We start from the raw sequence: 12,499 nt of genomic DNA on the forward strand, positions 1-12,499 counted from the left end.
TTTTTGATACGTTCTATAAGTCTACATCATCCCAAACTCACGCATAAATCCCCCGCAAGAAAATCAAAAAAGCGGCGTCCCCGTGCGATTCCTTCCCACGGGGAAGGTGGAGGAAGGGGTTGATGAACTTTAAACGACAAGCGGACCCGTACACACACGAGTGCCGATTTATACCGTACTGGTTTGCGTTAGCGATTGCAGTGGATACCGGCCAATGTGGCTAAGGCCTGCGCAGTATGAACGGAAAGCGCGGGCCGGAGGCAACGCCCCCCTCCTATTTAGCTGTAAATTAGCAACCTTGAGATGCGTAAGAGCGCGTATTAGCATTACGGTTTCAGTTACGCGCCATAGGCCGTCAGCATATATTAAGCACACAAACCAAACCAATCACGCGAATAAACTAAACACCTTCAAACACCTGGTTGTCTTCCTTTAAAAAATCCAGATCGGGTTTCTTTTCAAAAATACCGAACACGGATGCTCCGCTGCCGCTCATGCTGGCGTACAGGGCGCCGGACTGGTACAGGGCGGCTTTTACGCCGCGTATTTCGGGATGGTTTGTAAAAATGGATTCTTCAAAATCGTTTTTGATGTGGTTGCGCCACTCGGCCAGGGGCAGCTCAACCAGTTGTTTGAGCGATTGCTTTACCGGCGTGGGTTTTACGCCACGGTAGGCTTCGGCGGTTGATACGTGTGTGGGGGGCATCACCAGGGCGATGTAATAGTTGGACAGGTTGAGGGTTACGGGCTCAAACTGATCGCCTTTGCCGAAGGCGAAAACCGGGGTGCTTTGGATAAAGAAGGCACAGTCGGCACCCAGCAGGCGGGCATAATCCATCATGGCATCGGCAGAAAGGCCGAGGTTAAACGTTTGGTTAATGAGTTTGATAAAATACCCGGCATCGGCGGATCCGCCTCCAAGGCCCGCTCCTATGGGGATGTGCTTGTGAAGGTGGATACTTATTGGTGGCAAATGGTGATCGTGCTTGATGAGGTGGTAGGCCTTGATGCAGAGGTTATCTTCTACGCGGCCCGGAATGCCGAGTCCGGATGCCTGGAAGCTCAGTTCGTCGCTTTGAATTACCTCGAGCACATCGTTAATTTTAACGGGGTAAAAAACGGTTTCTAAATTGTGGTAACCATCCGGGCGACGGGCGGTGATATTTAAGCCGATGTTGATTTTAGCGATTGGAAAATTGATCATAAATAAAAATGACTAACAACGGACTGTATTTTTGCTCATCCCCGTTGGAAACCAAAATTAGATTATTTTTCTTTGCAGGCGGAGGGTTATTTGTTATTGGTTAATGGTTTTTTAGTTATTGGTTATTGGTTATTGGGTTATTAGTTTTTGTTATTGGTTATTGAGTTATTGATAACTTACAAAGCCATTAACTGTTAACAAACCCCAAAAATGATAACAATACCGCTAACAAACATAATAACCCATTAACCAATAACCCCCATTAACATAATAACTCAATAACCAATAACAAATAACCAGTAACATAACAACCGCCACCAACAAAATGAAACAATACCTCGACCTGATGCGCCATGTGCTGGATACCGGCGCTCAAAAACACGACCGTACCGGAACGGGAACCATCAGCGTTTTTGGATACCAGATGCGCTTTAACCTGCAGGACGGTTTCCCGCTGGTGACTACCAAAAAGCTGCACCTTAAATCGATCATCCACGAGCTGATCTGGTTTTTGAGTGGCGATACCAATATCCGCTACCTGAAAGAGAACGGCGTGCGTATTTGGGATGAGTGGGCCGATGCCGACGGAAACCTGGGGCCGGTATATGGTTACCAATGGCGATCATGGCCCAAGCCGGATGGCGGGCATATCGACCAAATTAGCAATGTGATCAACACCTTAAAAAACAACCCCGACTCGCGCCGCATCATGGTATCTGCCTGGAACGTTGCCGATGTTGAGCAGATGGCCCTGCCGCCCTGCCACAGCTTGTTCCAGTTTTATGTACAACCGGCAGATGCCGCCAAGGGCGAAACAAGGGGCAAATTATCATGCCAGCTATACCAGCGCAGCGCCGATATATTTTTGGGCGTACCTTTTAATATAGCATCGTACGCCTTACTTACCATGATGGTAGCCCAGGTGTGCAACCTGGAAGCCGGCGATTTTATCCATACCCTTGGCGATGCGCACCTGTACAACAACCACATTGAGCAAACACGCCTGCAACTAAGCCGCGAGCCCAGGCCCCTGCCGTTGATGAAGATTAACCCCGATGTGAAAGATATTTTTGGATTTAAGTTTGAAGATTTTGTATTGGAGAATTATGATCCGCATCCGCATATTAAGGGGGCAGTGGCGGTGTAAGAGTACGCAAATATCCCCGTTAACAATTAACAAAAGTAAAAGCGGCCCCCGGTTAGAAGGCGCTTTTACTTTTATGCCGTTTTTATAAAAACTATTCGCGGCCTAAATAAAACGGTTAATATTTTTAGAGGTTCTCTATTTCTTCGATAGATAGCTTAGTAGCCTTTGCAATAAGTTCGGTTGATAAGCCTTCCTTTTTAAGTTCGTGGGCTATTACTCTGGCCACTTCTAATCTGCCTTCTAATTTCCCTTCCAATCTACCTTCCTGTTTGGCAAGTCCAGTACGTTTTGATTATCCCACTTATATTTCATGCTGCTGTCGTACATGGTAGCTACAACTTTTCTATTTCCTCGATAGGTAACTTTGTGAATTTTGAGATCTGAGCGGCAGGAATATCGTCACGTTTCATTTCAAGGGCAATTTCTATTGCTTTTTGATATTCACCTTCCTGTTTGGCCTCCTGGCGGGCATAGTCCAGTACGTTTTGATTATCCCACTTATATTTCATGCTGCTATCGTACATGTTTTTTTCCTCCTTTGTCAAATTACTGTATTCGGCTATGTTGAATAGTTTTTCAAATATAGGTTTCCGAAGGTATAAAGGGATCTTTTCCATCTGGCTCATATTTTTTAGTACATAAAGCCATTTTTCCAGATCGGTTTCCAAATCGGCACCCTCTTTTACAAATTTACTTAATTCTATGTAAGTGTAGCCCAGCTTATCGTAAAATATTTCGCCGGTATCCCTGTTACACAGGCAAATATCGTGCAGGTATTGCGCATCCCGGCTCAAGGCTAAAGTAAAATATTCTAACAAGGCCACCAGGTATACTTCGGTTAACTGGTAGGCCCAGTTACTGCGCCTGCCTTTGGGGGCCTGGTTGCTGATGAGGCGCGAGGTATAAAACAGTGCCCGCTCTTTAAAGTTAACCTGCCTGCCGCGCTGCACCTCGATGATGAATTGCTCGCCCTGGGCACCGGTGCAAAGCAGATCGAAGATGGCCGCGCCCTCGTCGCGCAAGTCGCCGGGATGTTCGTTCTTGTTGTAAACCAAGTCAACAATGTGTTTGCGGCCGCGGAACACTTCGTTTAAAAAAGCAATCAACAGATCCTTATTGGGTTCGCTGCCAAATATTTTTTTGAAGGCGAAATCTACCAGCGGATCGATGTAGCGCCCGGTATAGGGCATGGCGTTTTGAGGCATAGCCAAAGATAGGTTTTACATTTTTTGCCCGCAAATGGGATGGGGATTGATTGATTGATTGATTGATTGATTGATTGATTGATTGATTGATTGATTGATTGATTGATTGATTGATTGATTGATTGATTGATTGATTGATTGATTGATTGATTGATTGATGATTGATTGATTGATTGATTGATTGATTGATTGATTGATTGATTGATTGATTGATTGATTGATTGATTGATTGATTGATTGATTGATTGATTGATTGATTGATTGATTGATTGATTGATTGATTGATTGATTGATTGATTGATTGATTGATTGATTGATTGATTGATTGATTGATTGATTGATTGATTGATTGATTGATTGATTGATTGATTGATTGATTGATTGATTGATTGATTGATTGATTGATTGATTGATTGATTGATTGATTGATTGATTGATTGATTGATTGATTGATTGATTGATTGATTGATTGATTGATCACGTCCCGAAAAAAGTTGACACTTTTTTCGGGACATGCTAAAGATTATTTACAAAAATTCATGACGGCGGCTTAACAGCATTACTTTATAACCAAGCAAGAACGAAAACTTTTTTAATTTAGCGACAAATCAAAACATTGGTCCATGCCTTTTTTGTTGCCGACTTATGCTCGGAGATACCCCCTCCTTGCGCCGGTACTGGCAGGGATGCTGAATGCCAGGTTTAACGAAACAAAATTCAATAACTCAACAACCACCCCAATCAATAACTTAAAAATCAATCAATCAATATGATCATCACCATCGTAGTCGCCATATCATCCAATTACGCCATTGGCAAAAACAACCAGTTGCTGTGGCATCTGCCTAAAGATTTAAAACATTTTAAGGATATTACTGCCGGTGGTACCGTTATTATGGGCCGCAAAACTTTCGATTCGGTGGGTAAGCCTTTGCCTAAGCGTCGCAATATTGTGATTACCCGGCAGGCTATTACCATTGCCGGTTGCGAGGTGGTAAGCTCGCTGGATGAGGCTATTGCTTTATGCAACGATGAACAGGAAGTTTTTATTGTTGGCGGGGCCGAAGTTTACCGCCAGGCCATGCCTGTTACCAACCGTATTTACCTGACTATTGTGCACCACAGCTTTGATGCGGACACGTTTTTCCCGGAAATTGATTATAAACAATGGCACGAAATAGCCCGTGAGGACCACCAAACCGACGAAAAACACCAGTTTGCGTACTCTTTTATCACGCTTGAACGGGCTTAACAATTAAACATTTATTTTGTGTGATTTAAAAAATTCGTTTTGCGAAATTTTATTAGATTTGCCATCTTGTTAAAAAAAGCTTACAAGACTAATTATTATTTACACATTTTAATTTACAATGCAAGGTAAAGGGATTATTAAATTTTTCGCCATTCTACTGGCAGTAGTTTGCTTATATCAGCTTTCGTTCACGTTTGTGGCACAGAAAGTTGAACGCGATGCCAAAGACTATGCGAAGGGTAACCTGCTTAAGGAAAGAAGTTATCTGGACTCGATGGCGACACAACCCGTGTATCCGCTATTGAAACACACTTATCAGTACTGCAAGGATAAGGAAATTGCGTTAGGTTTGGATTTAAAGGGCGGTATGGATGTTACCATGCAAATCTCGTTGGTTGAGTTGGTAAAATCATTATCAAACAACAACCCCGATGTTGCCTTAAACCAGGCCCTGGCCAACGCCAGCGTTATTGCCAAAACCAGCACTGCCGATTATATTACCCTGTTTGTGCAGGAGTATGAAAAGCTTGCACCTAATGCCAAGCTTGCCGCCATATTTTCTACCAAAGAAAATCAGGACCACATTAAGTTTAACGCTTCAAACAACGAAGTGAAAAGCTTTTTGCAAGATCAGGCCAAGGTTGCTATCACACAGGCTAAAACGGTATTAACTACCCGTATTGACCAGTTTGGCGTTACCCAGCCTAACATACAGTTGCAACAAGGCAACCGGATATTGATTGAGATGCCGGGCGTTTTTGATAAAGAGCGTGTAGATAAACTTTTACAAGGTTCGGCCAACCTGGAGTTTTACGAAACTTTTGATAATGCCGAGTTTTACCAGGTTTTAATTAACGTGGATAAAATTTTAGCCGCTAAAGCTAAAATTAACAAAACCGATACCACTGCCGCACAAAAAGTAGCCGCTACCGCCGAAACTAAAAAAGATTCGACCAAGGCTGATCTGAGCTTGTTAAACAAGGTGCAGAAAAATGCCGGTAAGGATAGCACATCGGCCTTAGGCAAAAAAAATCAGCTTAACCAAAACCCTTTGTTTGCTGTAATGCAGCTCAACACCAGGCAAGGCGAAAACGGCCAGCCGCAGTTAGGCCCAGGCCCGGTTGTTGGTTATTCGGCTCAAAAAGATACAGCTAAGGTTAACGCTTACTTAAACAGCGCCGATGCAAAATCGGTAATACCGCATAACGTTAAGTTACTGTGGGGCGTAAAACCTATCGAAAAAACAAAAATATTTGAGTTATATGCCATCAAATTATCAGGCGCCGAAAACGGACCTGTATTAGCCGGTGATGTAATATCAGACGCCCGCCCAAGTAACGACCAAAAAGGCAACCCCGAGGTTGTGATGGTAATGAACTCGGACGGTGCTACCAAATGGAGAAGGGTAACTGCCGTAGCAGCCGCCAAAGAGCCTAAAAAGGCTATCGCCATTGTGTTGGATAACAACGTATACTCTGCACCAACCGTACAGAACGAAATTGCAGGTGGTATATCATCCATCAGCGGTAACTTCTCTATCGAGGATACCAAGGATTTGGCCAACGTATTAAAATCGGGCCGTTTAAAAGCACCAGCCCACATTATTGGTGAGGAAATTGTAGGAGCATCCTTAGGTCAGGAAGCAATTAGCGCGGGTTTAACCTCGTCGTTGGTGGGTTTACTGGTTGTATTGATCTTCATGGTGGCCTACTATAACCGTGCAGGTACTGTAGCCTGTATAGCGGTAGTTATTAACGTATTCTTCCTGATGGGCGTACTGGCCAGCTTAAACGCGGTATTAACGCTCGAGGGTATTGCCGGTATTGTGTTAACCTTAGGTATAGCGGTTGATGCCAACGTATTGATTTATGAGCGTGTGCGCGAAGAGCTGGCTCATGGCAAATCGTTACGTATTGCTGTTACCGATGGTTTTACCCATGCGCTATCATCCATCCTTGATTCAAACATCAGTACCTTCCTTACCGGTTTCATTTTATACATATTTGGTTCGGGCCCTATCAGGGGTTTTGCTACCACCTTGATGATCGGTATCGTAACTTCCCTGTTCTGTTCATTATTAATCTCGAGGTTAATATTTGAGTGGATGCTGAAAAAAGATATCCAAATTAAGTTTTCAAACCCTTGGAGCTCACATACCTTTAAAAACGCTCACTTCGCGTTTGTTAAAAACCGTTTTAAATTTTACATCTTCTCAGGTGTGTTTATTTTAGCCGGTTTGGTATCCATGTTTACCCAAGGCTTTAACTACGGTGTTGATTTTAAAGGCGGCCGTACGTACATCGTCCGTTATGATCAGCCGGTATCAAGCGAAAGCGTTCGTGAGGCCGTAGTTCTAACCTTAAATAAAGAAACTATTGTTAAAACCTTCGGTACATCGGGCAACCAGGTAAGTATCACCACTACTTATTTAATTGACGATAACAGCAACGAAGCTGGCACCAAAGTACAAGAACAGCTAAAAACCGGTTTGGCCAAAGTGCCGGGCAAATACCAGATCATGAGCCAGCAAACTGTTGGCCCAACCATCGCCAGCGATTTAAAATCATCGGCCATTTACGCGGTATTGTTCGCCATCCTCATCATTTCAGTTTATATCCTCATCCGTTTCCGCAAATGGCAGTTCAGCTTAGGTGCCATGATTGCTACGGCGCATGATGCCTTGCTGGTATTATCCTTCTTCTCGTTGTTTAAGGATGTGCTGCCGTTCTCGCTGGATATCGATCAGAAGTTTATAGCGGCCATATTAACGGTAATTGGTTACTCCATTAACGATACCGTGGTTGTGTTCGACAGGATCCGCGAGTTCCTTGAACTGCACCATGCCAAAACTGATAAGCCAGAAGAGGTTATCAACCAGGCTATCAACAGCACCCTGAGCCGTACCATCATCACCGCTTTAACGGTAATATTTGTATTGGTGGTATTGTTTATATTTGGTGGCGATGTGATCAGAGGCTTCTCGTTCGCGTTATTAATCGGTGTAACCTTTGGTACCTACTCGTCCATCTGCGTGGCAACACCGGTGATTGTAGACTTTGGTAAAAAAGATTTAAGATAATTTAAAAACTCCAAAATAATACAAGGCTCCGGTAATCACCGGGGCCTTTTTTGCTTTTAAGAAAACACAATTTCAAAACAGCTGTACTAACCTTAACATAATTAAAACAGATGGAAACAGGCGACAAATCAAAATTTGCAAAAGTAGTTGTGGTTGGCGGTGGTTTTGGCGGTATTGAACTGGCCAAACACCTGGCCGATAAACCAGTGGAGGTGTTGATGCTGGATAAACATAATTACCATACCTTCCAGCCCCTGCTTTACCAGGTTGCAACCGGCGGCTTGGAGGCCGATTCGATCGCTTTCCCCTTGCGCAAAATATTTGAGGGTCAAAAAAACTTTAAGTTCAGGATAGCCGAGGTTACCAAGTTAAACCCGGAAGCTAACAGCATCGACACCACCATAGGCCCCATTAAGTATGATTACCTGGTACTGGCCACGGGCTCTACCACTAACTTTTTTGGCAATAAGCAAATTGAGCATTTCTCGATGCCCATGAAAAGCATCCCCGAGGCGCTTAACCTGCGCAGCATGATTTTGCAAAACCTGGAAGAAGCCATACTGCTCACCACCCGCGAAGCGCGCGAACCTTACCTTAACTTTGTGGTGGTAGGTGCCGGCCCTACCGGGGTAGAGCTATCGGGCTCAATTGCCGAACTGCGCAACCATATATTGCATAAGGATTATCCCGAACTGAATAAAGACGAGATGAAGGTTTACCTGGTAGAGGGTTTGCCCAAGGTGCTACAGGTAATGTCGGAACAGGCATCCGCCAAATCGGCCGAGTTTTTAAAGGAGATGGGTGTTGAGGTGATGACCAGCGTAATGGTGAAGGATTACGACGGAAAGCAAATTACCTTTGCCGACGGCAAAAGCATTAAAACTCATAACGTGATCTGGTCGGCCGGGGTGATGGGGCAGGTGATTGAGGGGCTGCCTAAAGAAGCTATTTCACGCGGCAACCGCATCCAAACCGACGATATTAACCGCGTAAACGGCTATGCCAATATTTTTGCCATTGGCGATGTTGCTGCGGTTATTACAACCGATACGCCCAAGGGCCACCCCGGCGTAGCCCCGGTAGCCATACAGCAGGGTAAGCACCTGGCCAAAAATTTAGTAAAGATGCTCAACAATGAGCCTACTGAGCCTTTTAAATATTTTGATAAAGGCTCCATGGCCACCATTGGCCGCAACAAGGCTGTGGTTGATATTGGCAAAATCCACTTCCAGGGCTTTTTTGCCTGGCTCACCTGGATGTTTGTTCACCTCATATCGCTGGTAAGCTTCCGCAACAAAGTGGTTGTTTTTATCAACTGGATAGGCAGCTATTTTAGCTACAATGGCGGCGCCAGGCTCATCATCCGCAAATTTAGCCGCGAAGAAATTGTAAATACAGAGCATTTGCCGAAGGCGGATGACTGATCCATTGATTGATTGATTGATTGATGGATGGATGGATGGATGGATGGATGGATGGATTGCGTGATGGATGGAGTGAATTACTGATTGGTCCCCTTAAAACCATGTCATCCCAACCGGAGGGAGGGAACTCCTGCGCGCGTACGGTATTTGCCTGGTTTTGTACTTGCAACAAAGCCAATCAAGGCGTACAAACCCCTACCTCCACCTTCCCCGAGGAAGGAATCGTACAGGGCCGCCGCTTTGAATTGAGTGAGTGAGTGATCGATTGGTCCCCCTCTAAAACCATGTCATCCCGACCGGAGGGAGGGAACTTTTGCGCGAGTCCGGTCTTCGCTTGGTTTTATACTTGCAGCAAAGTCAGTCAAGGCGCGCAAACCACTACCTCCACTTTTCCCGAGGAAGGAATCGCAAAAGGCCGCCACTTTGATTAATTGACCACCTACAATGCCTACCCATTAATTTGCTATTGTTTGGGCTTTGCTGTATGTTTGGGCAAAAAACCTTATCAATGAAACCGCTTCTATCCATAACCCTGCTACTTTGGCTATTTCTGTGCGCCTGTAATGATCATGATAACAACGACCAGGCCAAAGAAGTTGATAAAAAAGGTGCCATTGAAGTAACGCTGAGTACCAATCATATCGACTCGTTAAAAGACCAGATTACCACGCATTACATCGTTTGGCTCCGCGGATCAAAAATAAAGGAGTTTGATGTTAAGGATACCGTACAAAGCTTAGGTGTTGCCAACGTAGAGGGCGAAGATGATGCCGGTGATACCAAAACCGTAAAAGCACAACAGGATTACGACTTTTTTGTAACCGTTAAGTAAGACCCCATGATGAAAAAATCAAAGGCTATAACACTTGTGCTGGTAACAGGGTTACTGGGCTGTAAACACCAACCAACCGATCGTAACCGCTTATACATGCGTACCGATTCCGCAGGCAGCTACTCCAGCGCCACAACCGGTTTTCACGGCTATTACGTTTTCCGGGCATATGGCACCTATTACGATGGTGGCTACTATGGCAACGGTTACGGCGGCAGGCGCAGTGCCTTTGGTGGCCGCGCGGGTTATATACGCCAGGGTTACGCCCATAGTGGTTTTCATACCGCTAAAAGCTCGGGTGTATCGCGCGGTGGCTTCGGCAGGTCGGGCGGGTTTCATGCTTCGTCATCATCATAATAGGCCATGCAGCGCTTAACAACCACACCACGCAACAATTGGCAAAAAGCTGTTGAGGCTTTAGGCTTTAACTTCCACACTACCGATGTGCCCTATTGGGACGAAACGGCATATTATACCTTCACCCTGCCCGAGGTTGAAAAATTGGAAAGCGTATCTGCCGAGCTCTGGGAAATGTGCGTAGCAGCCGTTCAGCATGTTATTGATCATAATTTATTTGATGTTTTTAAAATATCCGCCTTCATTATTCCGCATATCATAGATTCGTGGAATAATGACGCACCGGCAATTTACGGCAGGTTTGATTTATGGTACGATGGCATAGCCGAACCTAAATTAATTGAGTTTAATGCCGATACGCCTACCTCACTTTTTGAAGCATCTATTATACAATGGTTTTGGTTGAAAGATTTTGATGAACCCCAAGACCAGTTTAACTCCATACACGAGAAACTGATTGATTACTGGCAAAACCTCAAGCATCACCTATACGATGATACGCTGTATTTTACCTGCGTTAAAAACAATTTAGAAGACTTTACAACCACTGCCTACCTGCAGGATTGCGCCATGCAGGCCGGCCTTAATACCAGCTTTATTTATATTGAAGATATAGGCTGGGATAACGCCAACAGCTATTTTGTTGATCTGGATAACCAGCCCATACGCAACATATTTAAGTTATACCCCTACGAATGGATGGTGAACGAAGATTTTGGTAAAAACATTATTGCCGATACGCAGCAGGCTTTATGGATTGAGCCCACCTGGAAAATGCTGATGAGCAACAAAGCCATTTTACCGCTGTTATGGCAGCTTTTCCCTTACCACAAAAACCTTTTACCAGCCTATTTTACCCGCAGCAATTTAGTCGACTATGTAAAAAAACCCCTCCTATCGCGCGAGGGCGCCAACATTACCATTGTACAAAACGAACAGGTAATTGCCCATAGCGAGGGCGACTACGGCGAAGAAGGTTATATCTTTCAGCAACTATGTAAACTGCCTGATTTTGATGGCAACTATCCCATTATTGGCAGCTGGATAGTTGGCCAGCAACCCGCAGGGATAGGCATCAGGGAATCCGACGGGCTGATTACCAATAATACCAGCAGGTTTGTACCTCATTTAATTTTACAATAATGAGCACCATTAAGCTAACCGAATGCCCGCGCGATGCCATGCAAGGCCTGCACCATTTTGTGCCCACGCACATTAAAGCCGCCTACATTAACCTTTTACTACAGGTAGGTTTTGATACGGTAGATTTTGGCAGCTTTGTATCGCCCAAAGCCATCCCGCAAATGCGCGATACGGCAGATGTACTATCGCAATTAGATTTGAGCCGCACCAACAGCAAACTACTGGCCATTGTGGCCAACCTGCGCGGCGCGGAAGATGCCGTTCAGTTTGACGAAATCACTTACCTGGGTTTCCCGTTCTCCATCTCCGAAACCTTTCAGCAGCGCAACACCAACTCGGGCATTGCCCAATCGTTCCAGCATGTTAAAAAGATGAACGCCCTTTGTCGGCAAAACAATAAGCAACTACTGGTTTACCTATCCATGGCTTTTGGGAACCCTTACGGGGATGAGTGGAACGCGGCTATTGTGCAGCAATGGGCCAGGCAAATGGTAGACGAAGGCATCAGCATCATTGCCCTCGGCGATACTACCGGGCAATCCACCCCCGAAAAAATCACAGCAATTTATCCCGACCTGCTTGCCCGCTTCCCGGAAACCGAGTTTGGCCTGCACCTGCACTCCACCCCTGCCACCAGCGCGGCCAAAATAAAAGCCGCCTACAAGGCAGGCTGCAAACGTTTTGATAGTGCACTGAAGGGCTACGGCGGCTGCCCCATGGCTACCGACACCCTAACCGGCAACATCGCTACCGAAGATGTGATGGCCTTTATGCAGTCCGAAGGCATTAATTTAGGCCTCGATATGGAGAAATGGCGCGAAGCGATGGCGTATTCGGCGAAGGTATTTTGAGTTAT

12 protein-coding genes are annotated in these 12,499 nt (G+C 45.1%); 8 read left to right on the plus strand and 4 right to left on the minus strand.

Annotated elements, in window-relative coordinates:
* Nucleotides 1-400: 400 nt before the first annotated feature.
* A complete protein-coding gene (gene ispE, locus MUCPA_RS01950; RefSeq protein WP_008504129.1) occupies nt 401-1,204 on the minus strand; it encodes a 4-(cytidine 5'-diphospho)-2-C-methyl-D-erythritol kinase in 804 nt (267 codons plus the stop codon).
* Between the two features lie 325 nt (nt 1,205-1,529).
* Between ispE and MUCPA_RS01955 the strand changes: the two genes are divergently transcribed.
* Nucleotides 1,530-2,351, plus strand: a complete 822-nt coding sequence (locus MUCPA_RS01955) for a thymidylate synthase (RefSeq protein ID WP_008504130.1) — start codon at nt 1,530-1,532, stop codon at nt 2,349-2,351.
* A gap of 124 nt (nt 2,352-2,475) precedes the next feature.
* Here MUCPA_RS01955 and MUCPA_RS39150 read toward each other — a convergent pair whose 3' ends face one another.
* The 3 genes from MUCPA_RS39150 to MUCPA_RS37410 all read right to left on the minus strand — a co-directional run bounded on the left by MUCPA_RS39150 (nt 2,476) and on the right by MUCPA_RS37410 (nt 4,037).
* Entirely contained in the window at nt 2,476-2,607 is a 132-nt protein-coding gene (locus MUCPA_RS39150) for a hypothetical protein (RefSeq protein WP_262492981.1), read from the minus strand.
* Between the two features lie 76 nt (nt 2,608-2,683).
* On the minus strand, nt 2,684-3,556 hold the full coding sequence (locus MUCPA_RS01960) for an Rpn family recombination-promoting nuclease/putative transposase (protein WP_008504131.1): 873 nt from the start codon (nt 3,554-3,556) through the stop codon (nt 2,684-2,686).
* On the minus strand, nt 3,465-4,037 hold the full coding sequence (locus MUCPA_RS37410; protein WP_085983318.1) for a hypothetical protein: 573 nt from the start codon (nt 4,035-4,037) through the stop codon (nt 3,465-3,467). The genes MUCPA_RS01960 and MUCPA_RS37410 overlap by 92 nt, the downstream gene beginning before the upstream one ends.
* A gap of 288 nt (nt 4,038-4,325) precedes the next feature.
* Between MUCPA_RS37410 and MUCPA_RS01970 the strand changes: the two genes are divergently transcribed.
* The 7 genes from MUCPA_RS01970 to MUCPA_RS02005 all read left to right on the plus strand — a co-directional run bounded on the left by MUCPA_RS01970 (nt 4,326) and on the right by MUCPA_RS02005 (nt 12,494).
* The gene (locus MUCPA_RS01970) at nt 4,326-4,808 is read left to right on the plus strand and encodes a dihydrofolate reductase (RefSeq protein ID WP_008504132.1); all 483 of its coding nucleotides are present in this window, start codon (nt 4,326-4,328) and stop codon (nt 4,806-4,808) included.
* Nucleotides 4,809-4,926: 118 nt separating this feature from the next.
* On the plus strand, nt 4,927-7,887 hold the full coding sequence (gene secDF, locus MUCPA_RS01975) for a protein translocase subunit SecDF (protein WP_008504133.1): 2,961 nt from the start codon (nt 4,927-4,929) through the stop codon (nt 7,885-7,887).
* Nucleotides 7,888-7,997: 110 nt separating this feature from the next.
* Nucleotides 7,998-9,311, plus strand: a complete 1,314-nt coding sequence (locus tag MUCPA_RS01980) for an NAD(P)/FAD-dependent oxidoreductase (RefSeq protein WP_008504134.1) — start codon at nt 7,998-8,000, stop codon at nt 9,309-9,311.
* A 508-nt stretch (nt 9,312-9,819) separates the two neighbouring features.
* Nucleotides 9,820-10,143: a hypothetical protein gene (locus MUCPA_RS01990; protein ID WP_008504136.1), complete on the plus strand. Its 324-nt coding sequence runs from the start codon at nt 9,820-9,822 to the stop codon at nt 10,141-10,143.
* Nucleotides 10,144-10,149: 6 nt separating this feature from the next.
* Nucleotides 10,150-10,500 carry a hypothetical protein gene (locus MUCPA_RS01995; protein ID WP_157543791.1) on the plus strand — a complete coding sequence of 117 codons (351 nt, stop codon included), beginning with the start codon at nt 10,150-10,152 and terminating at the stop codon, nt 10,498-10,500.
* A gap of 6 nt (nt 10,501-10,506) precedes the next feature.
* On the plus strand, nt 10,507-11,643 hold the full coding sequence (locus tag MUCPA_RS02000) for a glutathionylspermidine synthase family protein (RefSeq protein ID WP_008504138.1): 1,137 nt from the start codon (nt 10,507-10,509) through the stop codon (nt 11,641-11,643).
* Nucleotides 11,643-12,494 (plus strand): hydroxymethylglutaryl-CoA lyase, encoded by an 852-nt coding sequence (locus tag MUCPA_RS02005; protein WP_008504139.1) that lies wholly within the window; start codon nt 11,643-11,645, stop codon nt 12,492-12,494. Before MUCPA_RS02000 ends, MUCPA_RS02005 begins: the two co-directional genes overlap by 1 nt.
* Nucleotides 12,495-12,499: the final 5 nt, after the last annotated feature.

Source organism: Mucilaginibacter paludis DSM 18603 (assembly GCF_000166195.2).
In the GTDB taxonomy this organism is placed as follows: domain Bacteria; phylum Bacteroidota; class Bacteroidia; order Sphingobacteriales; family Sphingobacteriaceae; genus Mucilaginibacter; species Mucilaginibacter paludis.